This window comes from Enterobacter sp. WI-ESBL-E8, from assembly GCF_053364895.1.
In genome coordinates this window covers 3934924-3961209 of record NZ_JBRWXJ010000001.1, presented here as the reverse complement: position 1 = coordinate 3961209, position 26286 = coordinate 3934924, and the positions used below count along the sequence as shown (strand labels likewise).

Here is a 26286-nt window from a genome sequence, read left to right as displayed (position 1 = left end):
CCAATTCCGTGAACCACCTTCCACTATCCTGGGCTTATGCCATAAACAACCTCTCATACACCCTTAAATACTGTGTTTCTGCACGGTGAGGTGAAGAGGCACTCCTTCATATACTTTCCCGGTCACTATAAAACGGCTTCAAGCCGTACCAAAACGACAAACACAAATCTCATTCTGATTACCCTACGGTGCTGTACAGAGTGAACCTGGCGAAAGCTATGTTTCAGGAGTGCAACAATGAGTACATTAAGCCACGCAGCGAGCGGCGCTGAAAAGCGCACCAATGCCCGCTACTGGATAGTGGTGATGCTGTTTATCGTCACGTCCTTTAACTATGGTGACCGCGCCACGCTGTCGATTGCTGGTTCGGAAATGGCAAAAGATATCGGCCTTGATCCCGTGGGCATGGGTTACGTTTTCTCCGCATTCTCATGGGCCTATGTCATCGGGCAAATTCCTGGCGGCTGGCTGCTGGACCGCTTTGGCTCTAAGCGCGTCTATTTCTGGTCCATCTTTATCTGGTCGATGTTTACCCTGTTGCAGGGCTTCGTCGATATCTTCAGCGGCTTCGGCATTATCGTGGCGCTCTTCACGCTGCGCTTCCTGGTGGGCTTAGCGGAAGCACCTTCCTTCCCGGGCAACAGCCGCATTGTGGCGGCATGGTTCCCGGCGCAGGAGAGGGGAACGGCGGTAGCGATTTTCAACTCCGCACAGTACTTCGCAACGGTGATCTTTGCGCCAATCATGGGCTGGCTGACGCATGAGGTGGGCTGGTCGCACGTCTTCTTCTTCATGGGCGGGCTTGGGATCGTCATCAGCTTCGTCTGGCTGAAAGTGATCCACGAACCCAATCAGCATCCTGGCGTGAACAAAAAAGAGCTGGAGTACATCGCGGAAGGTGGAGCGCTGATCAACATGGATCAGAAATCCGCAAAAGCAAAAGTCCCGTTTAGCCAGAAATGGGCGCAGATCAAACAGCTCGTCGGCTCGCGCATGATGATCGGCATCTATCTGGGCCAGTACTGTATTAACGCTTTAACCTACTTTTTCATCACCTGGTTCCCGGTGTACCTCGTGCAGGCTCGCGGCATGTCGATTCTGAAAGCGGGATTTGTTGCCTCGGTTCCGGCAATCTGCGGCTTCGTCGGTGGCGTGCTCGGCGGGGTGATTTCCGACTGGCTGATGCGCCGCACGGGGTCACTGAACATCGCGCGTAAAACGCCGATTGTGCTCGGCATGCTGCTCTCCATGACTATGGTGTTCTGTAACTACGTCAGCGCGGAGTGGATGATTATCGGCTTTATGGCGATGGCCTTCTTCGGTAAAGGCATTGGTGCGCTGGGCTGGGCGGTGATGGCGGATACGGCGCCGAAGGAAATCAGCGGCCTGAGCGGCGGCCTGTTCAACATGTTCGGCAACATCTCCGGCATTGTGACGCCAATCGCTATCGGTTACATCGTCGGTACCACCGGCTCTTTCAACGGCGCGCTGATTTACGTGGGTGTGCATGCGCTGGTGGCGGTACTGAGCTACCTGGTGCTGGTGGGAGATATTAAACGCGTCGAACTTAAACCTGTAGGGGAGCGTGGATGATGACAACGCAATCAAGCCCTATCGTCACCGAGATGAAGGTCATTCCGGTGGCCGGACAGGACAGCATGCTGCTCAACATTGGCGGCGCCCATAACGCCTGGTTTACCCGTAATATCGTCGTGCTGACAGACAGCGCAGGGAATACCGGCGTGGGCGAAGCGCCGGGCGGAGAGGTGATTTACCAGACGCTGGTCGACGCCATTCCGCAGGTGGTGGGCCAGGAGATTGCCCGTCTGAACAAGGTGGTTCAGCGGGTGCATAAGGGCAATCAGTCGGCAGATTTTGACACGTTCGGTAAAGGTGCCTGGACGTTCGAACTGCGCGTCAACGCGGTTGCCGCGCTGGAGGCGGCCCTGCTCGATTTACTGGGCCAGGCGCTGAATGTCCCGGTCTGCGAGCTGCTGGGGCCCGGCAAACAGCGCGATGCGGTGACGGTGCTGGGATACCTGTTCTACGTAGGCGACCGTAATAAAACCGATCTGCCTTATCTGGACCGTTCGCCGGGCAACCATGAGTGGTATCACCTGCGCCATCAGGAGGCGCTGACCGGCGAGGCGGTGGTGCGTCTGGCGGAAGCCGCGCAGGATCGCTACGGCTTTAAGGATTTCAAGCTGAAGGGCGGCGTGCTGCCCGGCGAGCAGGAGATTGAAACGGCCCGGGCGCTGAAGAAGCGCTTCCCGGATGCGCGCATCACCGTTGACCCGAACGGCGCATGGCTGCTGGATGAAGCGATTAGCCTGTGCAAAGGGCTGGGGGATGTCCTGACCTATGCGGAAGACCCCTGCGGCGCGGAGCAGGGCTTTTCGGGCCGCGAAGTGATGGCCGAGTTCCGTCGTGCCACCGGGCTGCCGGTGGCGACCAATATGATCGCCACCAACTGGCGCGAAATAGGCCCTGCGGTGATGCTCAACGCCGTCGACATTCCGCTGGCGGACCCACACTTCTGGACGCTCTCAGGCGCGGTGCGTGTAGCGCAGCTGTGCGATGAGTGGGGCCTGACCTGGGGCTGTCACTCGAATAATCATTTCGATATTTCGCTGGCGATGTTTACCCACGTTGGCGCGGCAGCGCCGGGTAACCCGACCGCCATCGACACCCACTGGATTTGGCAGGAGGGGGAAGCCCGCCTGACGAAAAATCCGCTGGAAATCAAAAATGGCAAGATTGCCGTACCGGATGCACCGGGCCTGGGCGTGGAGCTTGACTGGGATCAGATCCATAAAGCCCATGAGGCGTATAAAAAATTGCCGGGCGGCTCGCGTAACGACGCGGGTCCGATGCAGTACCTTATTCCCGGCTGGACATTTGACCGTAAGCGCCCTGTTTTTGGACGTCACTAATAAAAGGATTGAACGATGAGTACTTTTTCTACCCCTGTAGTCACCGCCATGCGGATCGTTCCGGTTGCGGGCCATGACAGCATGTTGATGAACCTGAGCGGCGCGCATGCGCCATTCTTTACCCGCAATATTGTGATTATTAAAGACAATGCCGGCCATACCGGCGTGGGTGAAATTCCGGGCGGGGAGAAGATCCGTAAAACGCTGGAAGATGCCATTCCGCTGGTGGTGGGCAAAACGCTGGGTGAGTACAAAAATGTTCTCAATACCGTGCGCAACACATTTGCCGATCGCGATGCCGGTGGCCGTGGCCTGCAGACCTTCGATCTGCGCACCACAATCCACGTGGTGACCGGTATTGAATCCGCCATGCTGGATCTGCTGGGCCAGCATCTGGGCGTTAACGTTGCGTCGCTGCTGGGCGAAGGGCAGCAGCGCAGCGAGGTCGAAATGCTGGGCTATCTGTTCTTTGTCGGCGACCGCAAGCTGACGCCGTTGCCGTATCAAAGCCAGCCGGACGACCAATGCGAATGGTACCGGCTCCGCCACGACGAGGCGATGACCCCGGATGCGGTGGTACGTCTGGCTGAGGCCGCGTACGAAAAATATGGCTTCAATGATTTCAAACTGAAGGGCGGCGTGCTGGCCGGTGAGGAAGAGGCGGAAGCCGTCACCGCGCTGGCAAAACGTTTCCCGCAGGCGCGCGTAACGCTCGATCCGAACGGGGCATGGTCCCTTAATGAAGCGATCGCGATCGGCAAGCAGCTGAAAGGCGTGCTGGCCTACGCGGAGGATCCGTGTGGGGCTGAGCAAGGCTTCTCTGGCCGGGAAGTGATGGCGGAATTCCGTCGCGCCACGGGGCTGCCGACCGCGACGAATATGATTGCCACCGACTGGCGTCAGATGGGACACACCCTGTCATTACAGTCTGTCGACATTCCGCTGGCTGACCCGCACTTCTGGACGATGCAGGGGTCGGTGCGCGTAGCGCAGATGTGCCACGAGTTTGGCCTGACCTGGGGCTCGCACTCCAACAACCACTTCGACGTGTCGCTGGCGATGTTCACTCACGTTGCCGCCGCCGCGCCGGGCAAGATTACCGCTATCGACACGCACTGGATCTGGCAGGAAGGTAACCAGCGCCTGACCAAAGCGCCGTTTGAGATAAAAGGGGGCATGGTGCAGGTGCCTTCAACGCCGGGGCTGGGGGTTGAGCTGGATATGGACCAGGTCATGAAGGCCCACGAGCTGTATCAAAAACACGGCCTGGGCGCACGCGACGACGCGATGGCGATGCAGTATCTGATCCCGGACTGGACATTCGACAATAAACGCCCGTGCATGGTACGATAAACGCATTGGGACCGCTCCCATGAGCGGTCTTTTACGTGGTGTATGCTTAACGTAACGACTATGCGTAAGGATGGCTTATGAAAATTGTTATCGCACCGGACTCGTATAAGGAAAGTTTGAGTGCGCTTGAGGTTGCGACAGCGATAGAGCGTGGTTTTCGCGAGATCTTTCCCGAGGCGGTTTACGTCAAACTGCCGGTCGCGGACGGTGGCGAAGGGACGGTTGAGGCGATGATCGCGGCAACGCAGGGACGCATTGTGCATGTTCCGGTGACCGGCCCGCTGGGTGAGTGCGTGGAAGGGTTTTATGGCTTATCCGGTGACGAGCAGAGTGCTTTTATTGAAATGGCGGCTGCAAGCGGCCTGGAGCTGGTCGTCCCTTCGCAGCGTAACCCCCTGAAAACGACCTCCTGGGGCACGGGCGAACTTATTCGCCACGCGCTGGACGCAGGCGTTAAGCATATCATTATTGGCATTGGCGGCAGTGCGACCAATGACGGTGGCGCAGGGATGGTGCAGGCGCTGGGGGCAAAGCTGCTGGACGACAGCGGGCAGCCCCTAGGACAGGGCGGGGGCGAGCTGGGAAAACTTGTCCGTATCGACCTGAGCGGGCTGGACAAACGTCTGGCGGAGTGCCGGATAGAAGTCGCCTGTGATGTGACGAACCCGCTCACCGGAAAGGATGGCGCGTCAGCCGTATTTGGCCCGCAAAAGGGGGCCACGCCTGAGATGATCGTAACCCTGGACAACGCGCTCGCACAGTATGCAAGAGTCATTGCCCGGGATCTGGATATCGATGTGCTAAACCTTGCGGGCGGCGGTGCGGCGGGTGGCATGGGGGCAGCGCTGTACGCCTTTTGCGGCGCGCAGCTGCGTCAGGGCATTGAGATCGTGACCGATGCGCTACACCTGGCTGACCAGGTGGCCGATGCGGATCTGGTGATCACGGGAGAAGGTCGCATCGATAGCCAGACGATCCACGGTAAAGTCCCGGTGGGCGTGGCGAAAGTGGCGAAACGCTTTAACAAACCCGTCATCGGGATTGCAGGTAGCCTGACGGCGGACGTTGGCGTGGTGCACGATCACGGTATTGATGCGGTGTTCAGCGTGATCTACACCATCTGCTCGCTGGAAGATGCGCTGGAAAATGCCAGCGAGAACGTCAGAATGGCCGCAAGGAATATCGCGGCGGTGCTGAAAGTCGGGCAGGGGATGTAGTTCTCCCTCTCCCTTGAGGGAGAAGGCTGGGGTGAGGGGGAACATACGGCTCTGGTGGTCATTCCGTTCACTTCATGTTTCTTGCTACTCTGTAACGGCATGACCTGTGAACGTGCCAGGGTGGCTCACTCGCCACCACCCTGGCAACCCGGGCTCCCGGCGGTAAATCGCCGCTTCGCGGTTCCCTCAGCTTATTCCTTCAGGCTATCGGGTCGGGCATGAGCCTGCATCCCTGCAGGCCACGCCCTCTCGGCGCATCCCTGCGCCTCGCCCCGGCCTTACGGAAACGCCTCGGCGATTTACAGCCGGACCAGGGCATCGCTGTAAACCATTCATTTTCCTGAAGCAACATTCACCGCTTCCGGTTAAAAATTACTGGTGATTCCGGACCCCTGTGGGAGAGGGGCGGGGTGAGGGCATCAGGCCGCACCTGCAATTGTAGGCCCGGTAAGCGTAGCGCCACCGGGCTTTTACCTCAGTTCCCTAACACCTTCATCGCTTCCCGCGTCACGTTATCCATCTCATCCAGCAGCTCCAGAAACTCCGGTTCAAGCTCCGATTCCGGGGTACCTGCACGCAGCTGCTGCTCCAGCAGCTGGCAGAGGTTTTTCAGCCGCGGTACGCCGCTGTATCCGCAGCTACCGTGCAGCTTGTGGATCGCTTCCAGCAGTTCTTCCGGGTTTTCACCCACCAGCTGCTCTTCTACCTTGTTGCGAATTTCCGGCAGAAACGCGACCAGCATTTGCAGCATTTCGCGGGCCAAATCGGGTTTACCTGCCGCCTGGCGCAGCGCGAGCTGCCAGTCAAAGGTCGCGTTCTGATTGACGCTGATTTCAACCGGCTCACTGGACACCGTGTACGTCCCGCCAATATGACCCGGCTTATAGCGCAACAGCAGGTTATGAAGCTTCTCTTCATCGATTGGCTTCGCCAGATAGTCATTCATCCCGGCGCTCAGCAGCTTCTCTTTCTGGCCGGCCATCGCATGCGCGGTAACCGCAATAACCGGAGTTTGCTGCTGGTGCGGCAGCTGGTGGATCAGCTCGCAGGCCCGAATGCCATCCATGCCCGGCATCTGAATATCCATCAGGATTAAATCGAGCTGCATCTGCTTAGCCTGCTCGACCGCCTGCGCGCCGCTGGTGCACAGCTCAACGTGCTGAACCTGGTCCTCAAGCAATGCGCCAATGAGCTTCAGGTTTGCCGGATTATCATCCACCGCCATTACGCTCATCGGTAATTTTTGCTCGTCGTTAATCAGCGGGAGGGCATGCTGGCTAAGACGGCAGTACTCCGTGAGCGCGGGCAGCAGGCGGGTTGAAGTGAGCGGTTTAAGCAGACACGCGGCGGCCCCGTCATTTTTCAACTCTTCTGCATTGAGCTGGGCGTGGCAAGGCAACGCCAGCAGCAGATAGTCGGTCATCGACGCGGCTTTCGCCAGCCGCTCCTGCTGCATGGTCAGTTCGCCGGTGAAGGTGACCGGGATCCCCATCAGCAGAATGTCGTAATGTTCAACCGCAAGGGCTGAGAAGGTGGGGCTGTAGACCACCTCCAGCGGCGTGGTGCTTAAGATATCGAGCGCGCACTGCGCTGCCGCCGCGTTCGGTTCAACGTAAGCAAGACGCTTGCCTTTCAGGCAGTCCGTCACCGGGCCATCGGTCAGCACGTTCGGATTGAGATCCAGATTAATATGGAACCAGAAGGTTGAGCCGCGGTTCGGCTGGCTGTGGAAAGAGATATCGCCGCCCATCTCGTTCACCAGGCGTTGCGTGATCACCAGCCCCAGGCCGGTACCGCCATGACGGCGGGAGATGCTGGCGTCCGCCTGACGGAACGCCTGGAACAGCCGCGACTGATCCCGCTCCGGAATACCGATACCGGTATCGCGGATCTGAACTTCAATCTGGACCTTATTGCTGCTGATGGAGCGTTTCTCTACCAGAATGTCGATGTTACCGCTTTCGGTGAATTTAATGGCATTCCCGACAAGGTTGGTAATGACCTGCTGCAGGCGCAGCGGATCGCCAATGACGTTATCCGGCACGTCGTTTTTAATGTTGAGCGTCAGCTCAAGGCCTTTGTCGTGCGACGAGTGCGCGAGCAGCGTCACCACTTCATCGAGCGTGCTGCGCAGCGGGAACGGAATGCTTTCCAGGATAAGCTTGCCCGCTTCCAGCTTGGAGAAGTCCAGCACGTCGTTAATGATCGCCAGCAGGTTGTTGGCCGAGCGCTCAATGGTGTGCAGATGATCCCGCTGAGTAGGGTTCAGCTCGCTTTTCAGGGTCAGGCGGGTAAAGCCGATCACGCCGTTGAGCGGCGTACGCAGCTCGTGCGACATATTGGCAAGGAATTCAGATTTAATACGCGCCGCTTCCTGAGCGCGCTTTTTCGCCAGATCCAGCTCAACGTTCTGAATCTCCATCTGCTCGAGCGTTTCGCGCAGGTCGGACGTGGCCTGGTCGACGTTATGCTGCATCTCTTCGTGGTACGCCGCCAGCGACATGGCCATCGAGTTGATGCCGTTTTTCAGCATATCCAGCTCGCCCAGCATAAATCCTTCCACGCGGCTGTCGAGCTGTCCCCGGCGGATGCGGTCAACCGTGTTGACCATGTTGCGGATAGGCCCCGTCACGTCGCGCATCAGGCGCCAGCCAAAGATGAGCGCAATACCAATGCAGAACAGCATCATTACGCCAGAGATAAAGATTTCTTTGTACTGCTGCAGTCGGACCGACTTGAGATCCAGCTCCAGCGCCACATATCCCAGCATGTTATCGCTGGATTTGGCGTCCGATTGCGCGGACTCATCGGGTGAATAGCTTTCCGAAACGATCGGCGTGCGCAGAATCATGATATCGCCGCGCCGCAGCACGGTGAGGTGGCGCGGGAAAGGCGTTCCGTCCGGGATCTTCAGGGCAGCCGGATCGAGATGAAAATTCGAGGTCACAAACAGGCGGTTATGTTCATCGTACACGGAGATGGCGCGGACGATATCCGAATGACGGCGGTGGAGTACGCTGATTAACTGACCAATGGATTCGCGATTTTGCAGGTTCATGCCGTACTCGCTGGAGACGGCAAGCGGTTCGATAATGCTGGCTCCCGCATCTTCCAGCTGCCGCTGCAAATCGTTATAGCGGTGCACCACAAAGAAGATACTCAGCAGCAAACCGATGAGAACGGTGGGGGCGAGGATCAAAATCATCATGCGCGCGCGCAGGCTGTAGTTGGTCATGGCGTTCCGTTATGGGACAATTAAGATAATTATGTTTATTTGAGAAAAATCTCGGCGATGGCGCAATTCTACTCTGCAAAGCGACGCGTGACGACGCGTGAAATCATAACCGTTGAAGCCACGGACCTCGATCCTTTCGGTCAGGGGGTGGCGCGTCACAACGGTAAGGCTCTGTTTATAACAGGTTTGCTGCCAACAGAACGAGCAGAAATTACGCTGACGGAAGATAAACGCCAGTTCGCGCGCGGGCAGGTTAAGCGTCGCCTCAACGACAGCCCGGAGCGCGTCATGCCCCGCTGTGCGCATTTTGGCGTTTGCGGAGGCTGCCAGCAACAGCATGCGAGCACAGAATTACAGCAAAAAAGCAAAAGCAGCGCCCTGGCGCGCCTGCTTAAACATGACGTTAATGAGATCCTCGCCGACGAGCCCTGGGGCTATCGCCGTCGCGCGCGCCTGAGCCTGAGCTATCAGCCCAAAACGGCGCGGCTGGAGATGGGATTCCGCAAGGCCGGCTCCAGCGACATCGTTAATGTGAAGCAGTGCCCCATTTTGGCGCCCCATCTTGAGGTGTTGCTTCCGGACGTGCGCACCTGCCTTTCTGAACTGGACGGCGTTCGCCACCTTGGGCACGTGGAACTGGTTATGGCAAACAATGGCCCGCTGATGGTCCTGCGCCATACCGCGCCGCTGTCGAAAAAAGATCGCGAAAAACTGGAACGCTTTTCGCATTCCCACGACCTGGCGCTTTTCCTGGCACCACAAAGCGAGATACTTGAGCAGGTTACCGGCGATGCGCCCTGGTATGCGTCAAACGGGCTACGCTTAACGTTCAGCCCGCGGGATTTCATTCAGGTAAATGACGGCGTTAATCAGCAGATGGTTGAGAAAGCGCTGGCGTGGCTGGACGTTCAGAAAAGCGATCGGGTGCTCGACCTGTTCTGCGGAATGGGCAACTTCACGCTGCCGCTGGCGCGAGTGGCAGCCAGCGTCGTCGGCGTGGAAGGCGTTGACGCGCTGGTGGCGAAAGGGCAGGAGAACGCACAACAGAACGGCTTGCAAAATGTGACATTCTTTCATCAAAATCTTGAGGAAGATGTGACTCAACAGCCGTGGGCAAAGCAGGGCTTTGATAAAATTCTTCTCGACCCGGCGCGTGCAGGTGCCCCGGGTGTAATGCAGCATATAATTAAACTCGCGCCGAAGCGTGTGGTCTATGTTTCCTGTAACCCGGCAACGCTTGCCCGCGATAGCGAGGCATTACTTAGCGCGGGTTACCAGATTCAGCGTCTGGCAATGCTGGACATGTTCCCGCACACTGGGCATCTGGAATCGATGGTGTTGTTCGAGCACATTTAATGAGTTTGGCTTGTCGACTTCGACAGGCCCTGGTCCCTAAAGGAGAGGACAATGGTTGCGGTAAGAAGTGCACATCTGAATAAAGCTGGGGAATTTGACCCACAAAAATGGATCGCAAGTCTGGGAATTTCCAGCCAGCAGTCGTGTGAACGCTTAACCGAAACCTGGGCCTATTGTCTGCGCACCACGCAGGGGCATTCCGACGCCGATCTTCTCCTGTGGCGCGGCGTGGAGATGGTTGAAATCTTATCCATGCTGAACATGGACATCGAAACCCTGCAGGCCGCGCTTCTGTTCCCTCTCGCGGATGCGGACGTGGTCAGCGAAGACGTGCTTGGCGACAGCGTTGGGAAATCCGTCGTTGCGCTTATCCACGGCGTGCGCGATATGGCGGCCATTCGTCAGCTTAAAGCCGCGCATACCGATTCCGTCTCCTCAGAACAGGTCGATAACGTTCGCCGGATGCTGCTGGCCATGGTGGATGATTTCCGCTGCGTGGTCATCAAGCTTGCCGAGCGTATCGCCCACCTGCGTGAAGTGAAGGATGCGCCGGAAGACGAGCGCGTGCTGGCTGCCAAAGAGTGTACGAACATTTATGCACCGCTGGCGAACCGCTTAGGGATTGGTCAGCTGAAGTGGGAGCTGGAAGATTACTGCTTCCGCTATCTGCACCCGGCGGAATACAAGCGCATTGCTAAACTCCTGCACGAGCGTCGTATCGACCGCGAACACTATATCGATGAATTTGTCGGCGGTTTGCGCCAGGCGATGAAAGAAGAGAACGTGCGTGCCGAAGTCTACGGTCGACCAAAGCACATCTACAGCATCTGGCGCAAAATGCAGAAAAAACATCTCGCCTTTGACGAGCTGTTTGACGTGCGCGCCGTGCGCATCGTGGCAGAGCGTCTGCAGGATTGCTACGCCGCGCTGGGGATAGTTCACACTCACTTCCGCCATCTGCCGGATGAGTTCGATGACTATGTCGCCAACCCGAAACCTAATGGCTATCAGTCTATCCATACCGTTGTGCTTGGCCCTGGCGGCAAAACGGTCGAGATTCAGATCCGCACCAGGCAGATGCACGAGGACGCAGAGCTGGGCGTCGCCGCGCACTGGAAATACAAAGAAGGCACCTCCGGCGGGGCGCGTTCAGGCCATGAAGACCGCATTGCCTGGCTGCGTAAGCTGATTGCGTGGCAGGAAGAGATGGCCGACTCCGGCGAGATGCTCGACGAAGTGCGCAGCCAGGTCTTTGACGACCGGGTGTATGTCTTTACCCCGAAAGGGGACGTTGTCGACCTGCCGGCAGGCTCCACGCCGCTCGATTTTGCCTACCACATCCACAGCGATGTGGGGCACCGCTGCATCGGGGCGAAAATTGGCGGGCGTATCGTACCGTTTACCTATCAGCTGCAGATGGGTGACCAGATTGAAATCATTACCCAGAAGCAGCCCAACCCGAGCAGGGACTGGCTTAACCCGAACCTGGGTTATGTCACCACCAGCCGAGGGCGCTCGAAAATTCACGCCTGGTTCCGTAAACAGGATCGTGACAAGAATATCCTGGCCGGTCGCCAGATCCTGGACGACGAGCTGGAGCATATCGGGATTAGCCTGAAAGAGGCGGAGAAATTCCTGCTGCCGCGCTACAACTTCAACGAGCTTGACGAGCTGTTAGCGGCCATTGGCGGCGGTGATATCCGTCTGAATCAGATGGTGAATTTCCTGCAGGCGCAGTTCAATAAGCCAAGTGCCGCAGAGCAGGACGCGGCGGCGCTGAAGCAGCTGCAACAGAAAACCTACGCGCCGCAGCAGCGCAGCAAAGACAACGGTCGCGTGGTCGTCGAGGGCGTGGGCAATCTGATGCACCACATTGCTCGCTGCTGCCAGCCGATTCCGGGGGACGACATCGTCGGCTTTATCACTCAGGGGCGCGGGATCTCGATTCACCGTTCCGACTGCGACCAGCTTGCCGAGCTTCAGTCTCATGCGCCGGAGCGCATCGTGGAAGCGGTTTGGGGTGAAAGCTATTCCGCCGGTTACTCGCTGGTGGTTCGCGTTACCGCGAACGACCGCAGCGGTCTGCTGCGCGATATCACCACGATTCTCGCCAACGAGAAGGTCAACGTGCTGGGCGTCGCCAGCCGCAGCGATACCCGCGAGCAGCTTGCCACCATCGATATGACCATCGAAATCTATAACCTGCAGGTGCTGGGCCGCGTGCTTGGCAAACTGAACCAGGTGCCGGATGTGATTGACGCGCGTCGTCTGCACGGCGGTTAACTGCACTTTCTTATGTAGGCCGGGTAAGGCTTTGCCGCCACCCGGCTTGTTTTTTAATGGAACAGATTATGACTCAAATCGACCGCCTGCTCGGCATCATGAAACGTCTTCGCGACCCGGAAAACGGCTGCCCATGGGACAAAGAGCAGACTTTTGCCACCATCGCCCCGTATACCCTCGAAGAGACCTATGAGGTGCTGGACGCCATTTCCCGCGAAGATTTTGACGACCTGCGCGGCGAGCTGGGCGATCTGCTCTTCCAGGTGGTGTTCTATGCGCAAATGGCGCAGGAAGAGGGGCGCTTTAACTTTGACGATATCTGCGCTGCCATCAGCGATAAGCTGGAGCGCCGTCATCCCCATATTTTCGGCGATGCCACCGCAGGGAACAGCACCGAGGTGCTGGCCCGCTGGGAGCAAATTAAAAGCGCCGAGCGCGCAGAAAAATCCCAGCACTCCGCGCTGGATGACATCCCGATGAGCCTGCCCGCGCTGATGCGCGCGCATAAAATTCAGAAACGCTGCTCCGCCGTGGGGTTTGACTGGACCTCCCTCGGCCCGGTGCTGGACAAAGTGCACGAAGAGATTGATGAAGTGATGCACGAAGCGCAGCAGGCGGTAGTGGATGAAGCGAAGCTCGAAGAAGAGATGGGCGATCTGCTGTTTGCAACCGTCAACCTTTCGCGCCACCTGGGTGTAAAAGCGGAAACGGCCCTGCAAAAAGCCAACATAAAATTCGAACGACGCTTTCGCGAAGTTGAGCGGATTGTGGCCTCGCGCGGCCTGAAAATGACCGGAATCGACCTCGAAGCCATGGAAGAAGTCTGGCAGGAAGTAAAACGCCAGGAATCTGATCTCTAACGGAATTTTGCGATCAAGCGCAATTTGTGTGATTTTTTAAATGACAAGCGCTTGATTTGCGTCAAAAACATTTACCCAAAAGGGGCTATTTTCTCACTCCTTATGTTTGTCATGGCCTGGAATGGAGACGGAGAATGAAAGTTTGTGGCGCTCGCCTTGTTCGGGTATACTACTTTCCCGTCCTGGTTATTCCATCGTTTCACCCTAACTTCTCAGGTTCAGCATGACAACGAACTATATTTTTGTGACCGGCGGGGTCGTATCCTCTCTGGGTAAAGGCATTGCCGCAGCCTCCCTCGCAGCCATTCTTGAAGCCCGTGGCCTCAATGTGACCATGATGAAACTGGATCCGTACATCAACGTCGATCCGGGCACCATGAGCCCAATCCAACACGGGGAAGTGTTCGTTACTGAAGACGGCGCTGAAACCGATCTGGATCTTGGCCACTACGAGCGTTTCATCCGCACTAAAATGACCCGTCGTAACAACTTCACGACTGGCCGCATCTACTCCGACGTTCTGCGTAAAGAGCGCCGTGGTGACTATCTGGGTGCAACCGTTCAGGTTATCCCGCACATCACTAACGCAATCAAAGAACGCATTGTTGCGGGTGGCGAAGGCCACGACGTGGTGCTGGTGGAAATCGGCGGTACCGTAGGTGATATCGAATCCCTGCCATTCCTGGAAGCGATTCGTCAGCTGGCGGTCGATATTGGACGTGAACACGCGCTGTTCATGCACCTGACGCTGGTGCCTTACATGGCAGCCGCAGGTGAAGTGAAAACCAAGCCGACTCAGCACTCTGTGAAAGAGCTGCTCTCTATTGGTATTCAGCCAGACATCCTGGTTTGCCGCTCCGATCGCGCCGTTCCGGCGAACGAACGTGCGAAAATTGCATTGTTCTGTAACGTGCCTGAAAAAGCCGTTATTTCAATGAAAGACGTCGATTCCATTTATAAAATCCCGGGCCTGTTGAAATCTCAGGGCCTGGACGATTATATTTGTAAACGATTCAGCTTGAACTGTCCGGAAGCTAACCTGTCTGAATGGGAACAGGTTATTTACGAAGAAGCCAATCCGGCTGGTGAAGTGACTATCGGTATGGTCGGCAAGTACATTGAACTGCCGGATGCCTATAAGTCAGTGATCGAAGCGCTGAAACACGGCGGTCTGAAGAACCGTGTCTCCGTGAACATTAAGCTGATTGATTCACAGGACGTTGAAACGCGTGGCGTTGAAATCCTGAAAGATCTGGATGCTATCCTTATCCCTGGCGGCTTCGGCTACCGTGGTGTAGAAGGCAAGATCGCCACCGCGCGCTATGCGCGTGAAAACAATATTCCATACCTCGGCATCTGCCTGGGTATGCAGGTTGCGCTGATCGAATTTGCGCGCAACGTAGCGGGAATGGAAAACGCGAACTCTACGGAATTTGTGCCAGACTGTAAGTACCCTGTAGTGGCGCTTATCACTGAATGGCGTGACGAAGAAGGTAACGTCGAAGTCCGTACCGAGAAGAGCGATCTGGGTGGCACCATGCGTCTTGGCGCACAGGCTTGCCAGCTGTCTGACGATAGCGTGGTTCGCAAGCTGTATGGCGAGCCGGTCATCACCGAGCGCCATCGTCACCGCTATGAAGTCAACAACATGTTGTTGAAACCAATTGAAGCCGCGGGCCTGCGTGTTGCGGGCCGCTCCGGGGATGATCAGTTAGTCGAGATCATTGAAGTGCCAAACCATCCGTGGTTTGTCGCCTGCCAGTTCCACCCGGAATTTACTTCTACGCCACGTGACGGGCATCCGCTGTTTGCAGGCTTCGTGAAGGCCGCCAGCGAGTACCAGAAGCGTCAGGCGAAGTAAAAAAAGTTAGAACGGCAACGCGTACCTTTGGTACGCGTTGTTTGTCTGGAGTTTTAGTTTAACTTGTACTGAGGAAAATCTAATGTCCAAAATCGTTAAAGTCATCGGTCGTGAAATCATCGACTCCCGTGGTAACCCGACCGTTGAAGCCGAAGTTCACCTGGAAGGTGGTTTCGTTGGTATGGCTGCTGCTCCATCAGGTGCTTCTACCGGTTCCCGCGAAGCGCTGGAACTGCGCGATGGCGACAAATCCCGCTTCCTGGGCAAAGGCGTACTGAAAGCGGTTGGCGCTGTAAACGGTCCTATTGCTCAGGCAATCATTGGCAAAGACGCCAAAGACCAGGCTGGCATCGACAAGATCATGATCGATCTGGACGGTACTGAAAACAAATCTAACTTCGGTGCGAACGCAATCCTGGCTGTTTCCCTGGCGAACGCCAAAGCAGCAGCTGCAGCGAAAGGTATGCCACTGTTCGAGCACATCGCTGAACTGAACGGCACCCCAGGCAAATACTCCATGCCTGTACCAATGATGAACATCATCAACGGTGGTGAGCACGCAGACAACAACGTTGATATTCAGGAATTCATGATTCAGCCAGTTGGCGCGAAATCCCTGAAAGAAGCGGTACGTATGGGTTCTGAAGTGTTCCACAACCTGGCTAAAGTACTGAAAGCTAAAGGTATGAACACTGCTGTTGGTGACGAAGGTGGCTATGCGCCAAACCTGGGTTCTAACGCAGAAGCACTGGCTGTTATCGCAGAAGCTGTAAAAGCGGCTGGCTACGAGCTGGGCAAAGACATCACCCTGGCGATGGACTGTGCAGCATCTGAATTCTACAAAGACGGTAAATACGTTCTGGCTGGCGAAGGCAACAAAGCGTTCACCTCCGAAGAGTTCACCCACTTCCTGGAAGACCTGACCAAACAGTACCCAATCGTTTCTATCGAAGACGGTCTGGACGAGTCTGACTGGGATGGTTTCGCATACCAGACTAAAGTACTGGGCGACAAAATCCAGCTGGTTGGTGACGATCTGTTCGTAACCAACACCAAGATCCTGAAAGAAGGCATCGAGAAAGGCATCGTTAACTCCATCCTGATCAAATTCAACCAGATCGGTTCTCTGACCGAAACTCTGGCTGCGATCAAAATGGCGAAAGACGCTGGCTACACCGCTGTTATCTCTCACCGTTCTGGCGAAACTGAAGACGCTACCATTGCCGACCTGGCTGTGGGTACCGCTGCAGGCCAGATCAAAACTGGTTCTATGAGCCGTTCTGACCGTGTTGCTAAATACAACCAGCTGATTCGTATCGAAGAAGCCCTGGGCGAAAAAGCACCATACAACGGTCGTAAAGAGATCAAAGGCCAGGCATAATTGCTTAAGCCTTAAAATGAAAATGCCAGTCGAATGACTGGCATTTTTTTTGGCTATTTAAAATCGACCGCCATTTGCTCCGGAATGGTCAGCCCCTGGGTGGTTTGCACGCAGCGGGCGATGTAATCCGTAAACCGAGGGGGCTTTGGCATCCCCATGCTCAGCAGCTTATCGTTGCTGAAGCGCACGTTAAGCGTGGCAAACGCGCCGTATAGCCGCATGGCTTTCAGCATCAGACGCTCGTTGCACGGGCCAAAAATAGTTTTCAGCTCGCGGCGCATTCTGACCAGCGTTTCGTAGCTGACCTGCGCGTATTTGTCACCGACAGGTGCTTTCTCCAGCGCTTGCGCCATCGCCTGATCGATATCGGAAAAGCGAACGCTGTTCTCTTCACCCGCAGAAATGTGTACCACTTCCCCCGGACGCGCGTCGCTGGTGAGCAGCATTAACAGCGCATCGGCGCAATAATCCACCGGAACAACGTCGATCCGGTCTTCCATTGAGCACATAAACTTTTGCAGCATTAGGCCCATGCTGAAGACCCAGAAAATGCTGCTCGACGGCGTGCAGCCGTGACGGGTATGGCCGACAACGATGGACGGACGGGCGATAAGCAGCGGCAGGTCAGGACACTCCTGGCGCATCAGTTGTTCGATGGTTGACTTCGACAAGGTGTATTCCACCAGGTGTTCAGCATTCTCTCTGAATTCAGCGCTTTCGGCGACCAGGGAATCCTGCTCCGGCGTGCATGACATTGCTGTGCCAACGTGGAGGAAACGCTGTAGTCCTGTGACCTGCTCCATACGGCGCGCCAGCGCGAGCGTACCTTCAACGTTGACCTTCCAGATCAGTGGGTTATTACCAAATGAGGCAACGGCCGCACAGTTAACGACATGCGTTACCTGGTCCAGTCGAGGATCGTTCAGAAAGGCTTCAGGCTGGCTGAGATCGCCAATGAGTATGTTATCCACGCTCAGGGAAGCCAGCTTGTCTTCGGGAACGTTGAACTTGCGCATATTCTCCAGCACGCGCTCCAGCCCGCTTTGCGGATCGCCGGCGCGCGCGAGCAAAAGAAGTTTTACGGATCGATCGTGGGTCAGGATTTTTTCAAGTACTGCACCGCCTAGAAATCCGGTCACGCCTGTAATCAATAACATCTTCATTAATACCGTCTCATTATGATTGATGAGGCGGATTGTAGGCGTGCAAAAGTAAACGGCATTTAAATAATAAAACGCCGAAACCGACAGCGTCTTAAGCTTATTTTAAGGAAAGGAAATCAGGTGGATTTATTGGACACTGCAGGCAGGATAAAAATTCAATTTATTAATATTTATATTTTAACTTGTTGATTTTTATTGTTTTTAAGGCTGTTGCTCAGCGAGAAAATAGTAATTCAGAATGTAATAAATATAATACTTTGTTACACCAATCATTTACCGAATAAATGATTTAAATACCACTTAACTAAAATCAAACGACGTGAATCGCAGGCTATTTTATTTAGCCTGCGAAGGATTTTTAGAGCAACAGGGGAAGCGTGGCGCTGGCCGTTTGCTGGCTAACGTCACCGTAACGGCCGTCCAGCGCAATCATGGACGTGGTCAGCAACTCAACCAGCAGCATAACCCCAACCTTCGCATTGAGCGCGCCTGCGCTCAGTGGCCCTTCTGGCTTGGCGGCAACCAGCTGCATATCGCTCAGAGACGCCAGCGGGCTGCGGGGCGTATTGCTGAGCGCCAGAACCTTAACGCCGCGCTTGCGGGCAAGTTTCACTACGTGGAGTAAATCCCGCGTTGAACCCGAGCTGGAGATGGCCACGACCAGGGTCTCCTGCGAAAGCGTTGTCGCATTCATGGCCGCGCGGTGCATATCGCTAAACAGCTGCGCGGGTTTTCCCAGCCGCAGCAGCTTGTAGTGCAGATACTCCCCGAGGATCGCGCTGGCCGCGACGCCGTAAATCTGCACGGACTGCGCCTGATGCAGCGCCAGCGCGGCCTTTTCAAGCAGCGCACGGTCGAGGAGTCTGGCGGTATCCTGCAAAGCCTGCACCGACTCATCCACGACGTTATCAATGTCATCTCCCGACTGACGCGCGGGCTGGCCCTGCTGAATATCCAGCGCAAGCGCCATTTTGAATTCGTTATAGCCCTTGCAGCCCAGCGTCCGGCAAAGACGCGTGACGCTGGCCTCGCTGGTGTGGCTCTCGCGCGCCAGCTCGGTGATCGTCAGGTAGAGCACCCGGGCAGGATCGCTGAGGACAAACTCGCCGAGTTTTTGTTGCGTTGGGCTGTATCCGGAAGCCTCCTGGCGGAGCTTCAGCAGCAGGTTTTCATGGTCCGACATGCCAGGTCCTTAATGTGTTTCTCTGCGCCTAGTGTGGCGGAAAGCGGGGGAAAGATGCCAGTCATTTTGAAAAAGTATGATCGGGCTCCTGGTTTTTGATGATAATTTTCACTATTAAATATTAATGTGGTAAAAATTTTCATCGTCAAATGGGGGAATGAAAAAATGATGCAAATGTTCAGTGGGGCTTCTTCGGGCGGATGGTTTGAAAAAGCGCAGCGCTTCGGCAAATCCTTTATGTTGCCTATCGCCGTATTGCCCGCGGCGGGTCTGCTGCTGGGGATAGGCGGCGCGTTATCCAATCCCAATACGCTGACGGCTTATCCATTTTTAGACGTGGGTTGGCTGCAGGCGATTTTCACCATCATGAGCAGCGCCGGTTCAATTGTGTTTGCGAACCTCTCGGTGCTGTTTGCCGTTGGGGTGGCCGTCGGGCTGGCAAAAAGCGATAAGGGCACGGCTGGGCTGGCGGCGCTGCTCGCGTTTCTGGTGATGAATGCCACCATCAACGCGCTGCTGATCCTTACCGGCAAACTGGTGCATGAGAACCCGGGTGCCGTGGGGCAGGGCATGACGCTGGGTATTCAGACGCTGGAAACCGGCGTGTTTGGCGGTGTAGTGATTGGGCTGGTGACCTGCGCGCTCCATCATCGGTTTAATAAAATTGCGCTTCCGCAGTTTCTCGGGTTCTTTGGCGGCTCGCGCTTTGTCCCCATTATCAGCTCCCTGGCAGCGATACTCGTCGGGGCGGCAATGACCGTGGTCTGGCCGCATTTCCAGAAACTGATTTTTGGTCTCGGCGGGCTGGTGGATGCCACCGGCTATCTGGGTACTCTGCTGTACGGCTTTATTCTACGCATGCTGGGTCCGTTTGGTTTGCACCACATTTTCTATCTGCCTTTCTGGACCACCGCGCTTGGCGGCAGTGAAATCGTCAACGGTCATTTGGTTGAGGGCACACAGCGGATCTTCTTCGCCCAGCTGGCCGATCCCACCACGCGCCAGTTCTACGAAGGCACGTCACGCTTCATGTCCGGGCGCTTTATTACGATGATGTTTGGCCTGCTCGGCGCGTGTCTGGCGATGTACCACACGGCAAAACCAGAGAACAAAAAACGCGTGGCCGGGCTACTGCTCTCTGCGGCGTTAACCTCGTTCCTGACGGGGATTACCGAACCCATCGAGTTCTCCTTCCTGTTTATTGCGCCAGTGCTCTACGTCATCCATGCGCTGTTTGACGGGCTGGCCTTCATGCTCGCGCACATGCTGCATATCACCATCGGGCAAACCTTCTCCGGCGGCTTTATCGACTTCGTGCTGTTCGGCATTTTGCAGGGCGAGGCCAAAACTAACTGGATGTTCGTTCCGCTGGTCGGCGTGCCGTGGTTCTTCCTTTACTACTTTACGTTCCGCTACCTGATTAACCGCTTCGATTTCGCCACGCCGGGCCGCGAAAAGGAGGCGGTGGCTGACGAGGTGACCCTCCCGCAAAGCGAACGCGCCGCGGCGGTGATCGCCGGATTAGGCGGAAAAGAGAATCTGGAAGAGGTGGACTGCTGCGCCACGCGTCTTCGCGTCACGGTCAAAGACGGCAGCAAGGTGAATGATGCGGCGCTGAAGGCCACCGGCGCGCGCGGCGTTATCGTGCGCGGTAACGGTGTACAGGTCATTTATGGCCCGCACGTCACGATTATCAAAAACGAAGTGGAAGAGATCTTATCGTAATGAAAACTGTACTGGATAACCTGAAGGGAAAACTGGTCGTCTCCTGTCAGGCGCTGGAAAACGAACCGTTACACAGCCCGTTTATTATGTCGCGAATGGCGCTGGCGGCGGCACAGGGCGGAGCCGCCGCCATTCGCGCCAACAGCGTGGTGGATATCGCGGCCATTAAACAGCAGGTGTCGCTGCCCGTTATCGGCATCATCAAGCGGGATTATCCTGAGAGCGAGGTGTTTATCACCGCGACGATGAAAGAAGTGGATGAGCTCATGACCGTCTCCCCTGAAATCATTGCCCTTGACGCGACGGCGCGGACACGCCCTGGCGGTGAAGCCCTGGGCGCGCTGGTCGCGGGCATCCGCTCACATTATCCCTCGGTGCTGCTGATGGCGGATATTGCCTCCGTGGACGAGGCCGAGACGGCGCAGGCGCTGGGTTTTGATTGCATCGGCACTACGCTTTATGGCTATACGGCGGACACCGCGGGCCATTCGCTTCCGGAGAATGACTGCGCGTTCTTGAAGGCAGTGCTGGCAGCGGTTACGGTTCCCGTGGTTGCCGAGGGCAACGTGGATACCCCAGAGCGTGCGGCCAGATGCCTGGCGCTGGGCGCGCATACGGTTGTTGTCGGCGGCGCAATCACCCGTCCCCAGCAAATTACCGAACGGTTTATGGCGGCGATAGGCGCGCAAAGCACCGATGGAGCATGACCATCCGGCGGGGATCTGCGATACTTATCGTTTATCCCCTTTACTGAGATGACTATGCAGTACCCGATTAACGAGATGTTCCAGACCCTGCAAGGCGAGGGTTACTTTACCGGCGTTCCCGCTATCTTTATCCGTTTACAGGGATGCCCGGTTGGCTGTGCCTGGTGTGATACCAAACATACGTGGGATAAGCTCGCAGATCGGGAAGTGTCGCTGTTTAGCATTCTGGCGAAAACCAAAGAGAGCGATAAGTGGGGCGCGGGCAGTTCAGAAGATCTGCTGGCCATTATTGGTCGTCAGGGCTGGACGGCGCGCCACGTGGTGATCACCGGCGGAGAGCCCTGCATCCACGATCTGACCCCGCTGACCGAGCTGCTCGAAAAGAACGGCTACAGCTGCCAGATTGAAACCAGCGGCACCCATGAAGTGCGCTGCTCGCACACCACCTGGGTGACGGTATCGCCAAAAGTGAATATGCGCGGCGGGTACGATGTGCTGTCTCAGGCGCTGGAGCGCGCGGATGAGATTAAGCACCCTGTCGGGCGCGTGCGTGATATCGAAGCGCTGGATGAACTGCTGGCGACGCTGACGGACGAAAAGCAGCGGGTGATTGCCCTGCAGCCTATCAGTCAGAAAGAGGACGCGACGCGCCTGTGCATTGAAACCTGTATTGCACGTAACTGGCGCTTATCAATGCAGACGCACAAGTACCTGAATATTGCCTAAAAAAAAGCCCGGTGGCGCTAGCGCTTACCGGGCCTGCGGTTCGAGGCGTTTGTAGGCCGGGTAAGGCGAAGCCGCCACCCGGCAAGCATCACTCGCCGCGATACACGCAGCCTGCCGTACAGGTCTCTTTGATCATCACCGCGCTCAGCAGCGGTACCAGCGGTTTCATCTGATCCCAAATCCATTTCGCCAGAACTTCGCTGGTCGGGTTTTCAAGGCCCGGGATATCATTCAGGTAGTAATGATCCAGACGATCGTAGGTCGGCTTAAACGCCGCCTTTAGTTCAGCAAAATCCATGATCCAACCGGTATGCGGATCAACTTCACCGGTGATCTCAAGACGCACCATAAACGAATGCCCGTGCAGGCGGCCGCATTTATGTCCTTCAGGAACATGCGGAAGGTGGTGGGCGGCTTCGAAGGTGAAATCTTTAAACAGTGTGGTGGACATGATCGCTCTCAGTAATGCGGAAAAAACCGCCGCATAGTACCGGAAAGCACAATTTTTAGCATTAACTAAAACGGCTCTGAAGCCTGAACGTCCGTTAAACGGCGTTTTTCTCGGTTTTTCTTAATAAATTTCAAAGCGTTAATTAATCGGTTTTATCGCTAAGAATGATGACTAAAACAGGTTAGTCCATTTGGTTATTTATTATTTCCATCCCTTCTTTAATTGTTATTATCCTCGCCGTTAACCTTATCTCTAGTTTGGTCTTTTTGCATAAATTCCGCTTTGCTACTGGAACATAACAACGCATGACAACACAGGCCCCACCTTCAAATTTGCTTCCCCTGAACCCGGAGCAACTGGCGCGCCTTCAGGCAGCCACCTCTGATTTTTCTCCCACTCAGCTTGCCTGGGTCTCCGGTTATTTCTGGGGAATGCTCAACCAGCAGCCTGGCGCTGTGGCAGGGGCACCGGCAACGGCCGTTGAAATTCCGGCCATTACCCTGATTTCCGCCTCGCAGACTGGCAATGCCCGCCGCGTGGCCGAAGCGCTGCGTGACGACCTGCTGGCCGCCAAACTGAACGTGAACCTGGTCAACGCCGGGGATTATAAATTCAAGCAAATCGCGTCGGAAAAACTGCTGGTGGTTGTCGCCTCTACCCAGGGTGAAGGTGAGCCCGCTGAAGAAGCGGTGGCGTTGCACAAGTTCCTGTTCTCGAAAAAAGCGCCAAAACTGGACGGCACCGCGTTTGCCGTCTTTGGCCTGGGCGATACCTCCTATGAATTCTTCTGCCAGTCCGGTAAAGACTTCGACAGCAAGCTGGCGGAGCTCGGCGCAGAGCGCCTGCTGGACCGCGTAGATGCAGATGTTGAATACCAGCCCGCCGCCGCGGAATGGCGTGCGCGCATCGTTGAGGTGCTGAAAGCCCGCGTGCCGAAAGAGACGCCGGTGCAGGCCGCGTTCACCGCGACGGGTGCCGTTAACGACATTCACACCAGCCCGTACACCAAAGAGGCCCCGCTGGTCGCGAGCCTGGCGGTGAACCAGAAAATTACCGGCCGCGACTCGGAAAAAGACGTGCGCCATATCGAGATCGATCTCGGCGACTCTGGCCTGCGCTACCAGCCGGGCGACGCGCTGGGGGTCTGGTATCAGAACGATCCGGCGCTGGTGAAAGAGCTGGTTGAGCTGCTGTGGTTGAAGGGAGACGAGCCTGTCACCGTTGACGGCAAAACCCAGCCGCTTTCCGACGCGCTGCAGTGGCATTTCGAGCTGACGGTGAACACCCCGAATATCGTTGAAAATTATGCCACCTTAACGCGCAGCGAATCATTACTGCCGCTGGTGGGCGATAAGGCGAAGCTGCAGCATTACGCGGCGACGACGCCAATTGTCGATATGGTGCGTTTCTCTCCAGCGCAGCTGGACGCCGACGCGCTGATTGGCCTGCTGCGTCCGCTGACTCCACGCCTGTACTCCATTGCCTCTTCCCAGGCAGAGGTGGAGAGCGAAGTGCATATCACCGTGGGCGTGGTGCGTTATGACATTGAAGGCCGCGTCCGCACGGGCGGAGCCTCGGGTTTCCTGGCTGACCGCGTGGAGGAAGACGGTGAGGTTCGCGTCTTTATCGAGCACAACGACAACTTCCGCCTGCCGACGAACCCGGAAACCCCGGTCATCATGATTGGCCCGGGCACCGGCATTGCGCCTTTCCGCGCCTTTATGCAGCAGCGCGCGGCGGACGAGGCGCCGGGTAAAAACTGGCTGTTCTTCGGCAACCCGCACTTTACGGAAGATTTCCTCTACCAGGTTGAGTGGCAGCGCTATGTGAAAGAGGGCGTACTGACCCGCATCGATCTGGCCTGGTCCCGCGACCAGAAAGAAAAAGTATACGTACAAGACAAACTGCGCGAACAGGGCGCAGAGCTGTGGCGCTGGATCAATGACGGTGCCCACATTTATGTCTGCGGCGACGCCAATCGCATGGCGAAGGACGTTGAGCAGGCACTGCTGGAAGTGATTGCCGAATTCGGCGGTATGGATGCCGAAACGGCGGATGAATTTTTAAGTGAGCTGCGCGTTGAGCGCCGTTATCAGCGAGATGTCTACTAATGAGCGAAAAACATCCAGGGCCACTGGTGGTCGAAGGTAAACTGACAGACGCCGAGCGCATGAAGCTGGAAAGCAACTACCTGCGCGGCACCATTGCTGAAGATCTGAATGACGGTCTCACCGGCGGTTTCAAAGGCGACAACTTCCTGCTGATCCGCTTCCACGGGATGTACCAGCAGGATGACCGCGACATTCGCGCCGAGCGTGCTGAACAGAAGCTGGAGCCGCGCCATGCGATGCTGCTGCGCTGCCGCCTGCCGGGCGGGGTGATCACCACCAAACAGTGGCAGGCCATCGACAAGTTTGCGGGTGAAAACACCATTTACGGCAGCATCCGTCTGACCAACCGTCAGACCTTCCAGTTCCACGGCATTCTGAAGAAGCACGTGAAGCCGGTGCACCAGATGCTCCACTCCGTCGGGCTGGACGCGCTGGCGACCGCCAACGACATGAACCGTAACGTGCTCTGCACGTCGAACCCGTATGAGTCCGAGCTGCACGCCGAAGCGTACGAGTGGGCGAAGAAGATCTCCGAGCACCTGCTGCCGCGCACCCGCGCCTATGCGGAGATCTGGCTCGATCAGGAAAAAGTCGCGACCACGGACGAAGAGCCGATCCTGGGCCAGACCTACCTGCCGCGTAAGTTTAAAACTACGGTGGTGATCCCGCCGCAGAACGATATCGACCTGCACGCTAACGACATGAACTTCGTGGCGATTGCCGAGAACGGCAAACTGGTCGGCTTTAACCTGCTGGTGGGCGGCGGCCTGTCCATTGAGCACGGTAACAAGAAAACCTATGCCCGCACCGCGAGCGAGTTCGGCTTCCTGCCGCTGGAGCACACGCTGGCCGTGGCCGAAGCCGTGGTTACTACCCAGCGCGACTGGGGCAACCGTACCGACCGTAAAAATGCGAAAACCAAATACACCCTGGAGCGCGTGGGTGTTGAGACGTTCAAAGAGGAAGTGGAGCGTCGCGCGGGGATCAAATTTGAGCCTGTCCGCCCTTACGAATTCACCGGCCGCGGCGATCGTATTGGCTGGGTAAAAGGCATCGACAATAAATGGCACCTGACGCTGTTTATCGAAAACGGCCGTATTCTGGACTACCCGGGCCGTCCGCTGAAAACCGGTTTGCTGGAAATTGCGAAGATCCATAAAGGCGAGTTCCGCATTACCGCCAACCAGAACCTGATTATTGCCGGCGTGCCGGAGAGCCAGAAGGCGAAGATCGAGAAGCTGGCGCGCGATCATGGGTTGATGGATGCGGTTAAACCGCAGCGCGAAAACTCAATGGCCTGCGTGTCGTTCCCGACCTGCCCGCTGGCGATGGCCGAAGCGGAACGTTTCCTGCCGTCATTTACTGACAAGGTAGAAGCGATTCTGGAAAAACACGGCATTCCGGACGAGCATATTGTTATGCGCGTCACCGGCTGTCCGAACGGCTGCGGTCGCGCGATGCTGGCCGAGCTCGGCCTGGTGGGCAAAGCGCCGGGTCGCTACAACGTACACCTGGGCGGCAACCGTATGGGGACGCGTATTCCGCGGATGTATCGCGAAAATATCACGGAACCGGAAATTCTCGATTCCATTGACGAGCTTGTCGGGCGCTGGGCGAAAGAGCGCGAAGCGGGTGAAGGCTTCGGCGACTTTACGGTGCGTGCGGGCATCATTCGCCCGGTGCTCGATCCCGCCAGGGATTTCTGGGAGTAACCCATCCTTTGCCCGGTGGCGCTTCGCTT

At 56.5% G+C, this 26286-nt stretch carries 18 protein-coding genes; 14 read left to right on the top strand and 4 right to left on the bottom strand.

The features are described 5' to 3' along the window. Positions 1-237 precede the first annotated feature (237 nt). From gudP to ACWHWP_RS18730, 4 genes are all read left to right on the top strand, one after another. On the top strand, positions 238-1593 hold the full coding sequence (gene gudP / locus ACWHWP_RS18745) for a galactarate/glucarate/glycerate transporter GudP (protein WP_059311729.1): 1356 nt from the start codon (positions 238-240) through the stop codon (positions 1591-1593). Then, positions 1593-2933, top strand: coding sequence for an enolase C-terminal domain-like protein (locus ACWHWP_RS18740; RefSeq protein WP_447856709.1), 1341 nt, complete (start codon positions 1593-1595; stop codon positions 2931-2933). The genes gudP and ACWHWP_RS18740 overlap by 1 nt, the downstream gene beginning before the upstream one ends. A 15-nt stretch (positions 2934-2948) precedes the next feature. Further along, positions 2949-4286: a glucarate dehydratase gene (gene gudD / locus ACWHWP_RS18735; RefSeq protein WP_447856143.1), complete on the top strand. Its 1338-nt coding sequence runs from the start codon at positions 2949-2951 to the stop codon at positions 4284-4286. 77 nt (positions 4287-4363) lie between these two features. Next, positions 4364-5503, top strand: coding sequence for a glycerate kinase (locus ACWHWP_RS18730; RefSeq protein WP_447856142.1), 1140 nt, complete (start codon positions 4364-4366; stop codon positions 5501-5503). A 475-nt stretch (positions 5504-5978) separates the two neighbouring features. Here ACWHWP_RS18730 and barA read toward each other — a convergent pair whose 3' ends face one another. Continuing rightward, positions 5979-8738, bottom strand: coding sequence for a two-component sensor histidine kinase BarA (barA, locus tag ACWHWP_RS18725; RefSeq protein ID WP_134348883.1), 2760 nt, complete (start codon positions 8736-8738; stop codon positions 5979-5981). 57 nt (positions 8739-8795) lie between these two features. Here barA and rlmD point away from each other — a divergent pair, with 57 nt between their 5' ends. The 5 genes from rlmD to eno all read left to right on the top strand — a co-directional run bounded on the left by rlmD (position 8796) and on the right by eno (position 16479). Then, positions 8796-10094: a 23S rRNA (uracil(1939)-C(5))-methyltransferase RlmD gene (gene rlmD, locus ACWHWP_RS18720; RefSeq protein ID WP_447856141.1), complete on the top strand. Its 1299-nt coding sequence runs from the start codon at positions 8796-8798 to the stop codon at positions 10092-10094. A gap of 51 nt (positions 10095-10145) precedes the next feature. Further along, the gene (gene relA / locus ACWHWP_RS18715) at positions 10146-12377 is read left to right on the top strand and encodes a GTP diphosphokinase (protein ID WP_047348011.1); all 2232 of its coding nucleotides are present in this window, start codon (positions 10146-10148) and stop codon (positions 12375-12377) included. A 68-nt stretch (positions 12378-12445) separates the two neighbouring features. After that, positions 12446-13237, top strand: a complete 792-nt coding sequence (gene mazG, locus ACWHWP_RS18710; protein ID WP_447856140.1) for a nucleoside triphosphate pyrophosphohydrolase — start codon at positions 12446-12448, stop codon at positions 13235-13237. A 223-nt stretch (positions 13238-13460) separates the two neighbouring features. Further along, positions 13461-15098, top strand: a complete 1638-nt coding sequence (gene pyrG / locus ACWHWP_RS18705) for a glutamine hydrolyzing CTP synthase (protein ID WP_047348013.1) — start codon at positions 13461-13463, stop codon at positions 15096-15098. 82 nt (positions 15099-15180) lie between these two features. After that, on the top strand, positions 15181-16479 hold the full coding sequence (gene eno, locus ACWHWP_RS18700; protein ID WP_045330584.1) for a phosphopyruvate hydratase: 1299 nt from the start codon (positions 15181-15183) through the stop codon (positions 16477-16479). 53 nt (positions 16480-16532) lie between these two features. Here eno and ACWHWP_RS18695 read toward each other — a convergent pair whose 3' ends face one another. Beyond that, positions 16533-17642 carry an SDR family oxidoreductase gene (locus ACWHWP_RS18695; RefSeq protein WP_447856139.1) on the bottom strand — a complete coding sequence of 370 codons (1110 nt, stop codon included), beginning with the start codon at positions 17640-17642 and terminating at the stop codon, positions 16533-16535. Positions 17643-18000: 358 nt separating this feature from the next. Next, complete coding sequence (locus ACWHWP_RS18690; RefSeq protein WP_063430509.1) at positions 18001-18825, bottom strand: MurR/RpiR family transcriptional regulator; 825 nt, start codon at positions 18823-18825, stop codon at positions 18001-18003. Positions 18826-18990: 165 nt separating this feature from the next. On the opposite strand from ACWHWP_RS18690, the gene ACWHWP_RS18685 reads away from it, so the two are divergent. From ACWHWP_RS18685 to queE, 3 genes are read left to right on the top strand one after another with little or no spacing between them, the layout of a single operon-like run. Next, the gene (locus tag ACWHWP_RS18685; protein ID WP_063957267.1) at positions 18991-20550 is read left to right on the top strand and encodes a PTS transporter subunit EIIC; all 1560 of its coding nucleotides are present in this window, start codon (positions 18991-18993) and stop codon (positions 20548-20550) included. Beyond that, entirely contained in the window at positions 20550-21257 is a 708-nt protein-coding gene (locus ACWHWP_RS18680; RefSeq protein ID WP_447856138.1) for an N-acetylmannosamine-6-phosphate 2-epimerase, read from the top strand. Before ACWHWP_RS18685 ends, ACWHWP_RS18680 begins: the two co-directional genes overlap by 1 nt. A gap of 54 nt (positions 21258-21311) precedes the next feature. Further along, positions 21312-21983 (top strand): 7-carboxy-7-deazaguanine synthase QueE, encoded by a 672-nt coding sequence (queE, locus tag ACWHWP_RS18675; RefSeq protein ID WP_023309006.1) that lies wholly within the window; start codon positions 21312-21314, stop codon positions 21981-21983. A gap of 88 nt (positions 21984-22071) precedes the next feature. Here the strand turns inward: queE and queD are convergent, their stop codons facing one another. Continuing rightward, on the bottom strand, positions 22072-22434 hold the full coding sequence (gene queD, locus ACWHWP_RS18670) for a 6-carboxytetrahydropterin synthase QueD (RefSeq protein ID WP_010434567.1): 363 nt from the start codon (positions 22432-22434) through the stop codon (positions 22072-22074). Positions 22435-22739: 305 nt separating this feature from the next. On the opposite strand from queD, the gene cysJ reads away from it, so the two are divergent. Next, positions 22740-24545 carry an NADPH-dependent assimilatory sulfite reductase flavoprotein subunit gene (gene cysJ, locus ACWHWP_RS18665; protein ID WP_447856137.1) on the top strand — a complete coding sequence of 602 codons (1806 nt, stop codon included), beginning with the start codon at positions 22740-22742 and terminating at the stop codon, positions 24543-24545. Continuing rightward, a complete protein-coding gene (cysI, locus tag ACWHWP_RS18660; RefSeq protein ID WP_059311739.1) occupies positions 24545-26257 on the top strand; it encodes an assimilatory sulfite reductase (NADPH) hemoprotein subunit in 1713 nt (570 codons plus the stop codon). Before cysJ ends, cysI begins: the two co-directional genes overlap by 1 nt. Positions 26258-26286 lie beyond the last annotated feature (29 nt).

Coding starts and splice junctions, on each gene's coding strand:
- ACWHWP_RS18740 (WP_447856709.1), top strand. CDS start 1,593: ATGACAACGCAATCAAGCCCTATCGTCACCGAGATGAAGGTCATTCCG.
- barA (WP_134348883.1), bottom strand. CDS start 8,738: ATGACCAACTACAGCCTGCGCGCGCGCATGATGATTTTGATCCTCGCC.
- cysJ (WP_447856137.1), top strand. CDS start 22,740: ATGACAACACAGGCCCCACCTTCAAATTTGCTTCCCCTGAACCCGGAG.
- ACWHWP_RS18695 (WP_447856139.1), bottom strand. CDS start 17,642: ATGAAGATGTTATTGATTACAGGCGTGACCGGATTTCTAGGCGGTGCA.
- queE (WP_023309006.1), top strand. CDS start 21,312: ATGCAGTACCCGATTAACGAGATGTTCCAGACCCTGCAAGGCGAGGGT.
- ACWHWP_RS18730 (WP_447856142.1), top strand. CDS start 4,364: ATGAAAATTGTTATCGCACCGGACTCGTATAAGGAAAGTTTGAGTGCG.
- gudP (WP_059311729.1), top strand. CDS start 238: ATGAGTACATTAAGCCACGCAGCGAGCGGCGCTGAAAAGCGCACCAAT.
- cysI (WP_059311739.1), top strand. CDS start 24,545: ATGAGCGAAAAACATCCAGGGCCACTGGTGGTCGAAGGTAAACTGACA.
- gudD (WP_447856143.1), top strand. CDS start 2,949: ATGAGTACTTTTTCTACCCCTGTAGTCACCGCCATGCGGATCGTTCCG.
- ACWHWP_RS18690 (WP_063430509.1), bottom strand. CDS start 18,825: ATGTCGGACCATGAAAACCTGCTGCTGAAGCTCCGCCAGGAGGCTTCC.
- mazG (WP_447856140.1), top strand. CDS start 12,446: ATGACTCAAATCGACCGCCTGCTCGGCATCATGAAACGTCTTCGCGAC.
- relA (WP_047348011.1), top strand. CDS start 10,146: ATGGTTGCGGTAAGAAGTGCACATCTGAATAAAGCTGGGGAATTTGAC.
- rlmD (WP_447856141.1), top strand. CDS start 8,796: ATGGCGCAATTCTACTCTGCAAAGCGACGCGTGACGACGCGTGAAATC.
- eno (WP_045330584.1), top strand. CDS start 15,181: ATGTCCAAAATCGTTAAAGTCATCGGTCGTGAAATCATCGACTCCCGT.
- pyrG (WP_047348013.1), top strand. CDS start 13,461: ATGACAACGAACTATATTTTTGTGACCGGCGGGGTCGTATCCTCTCTG.
- queD (WP_010434567.1), bottom strand. CDS start 22,434: ATGTCCACCACACTGTTTAAAGATTTCACCTTCGAAGCCGCCCACCAC.
- ACWHWP_RS18685 (WP_063957267.1), top strand. CDS start 18,991: ATGATGCAAATGTTCAGTGGGGCTTCTTCGGGCGGATGGTTTGAAAAA.
- ACWHWP_RS18680 (WP_447856138.1), top strand. CDS start 20,550: ATGAAAACTGTACTGGATAACCTGAAGGGAAAACTGGTCGTCTCCTGT.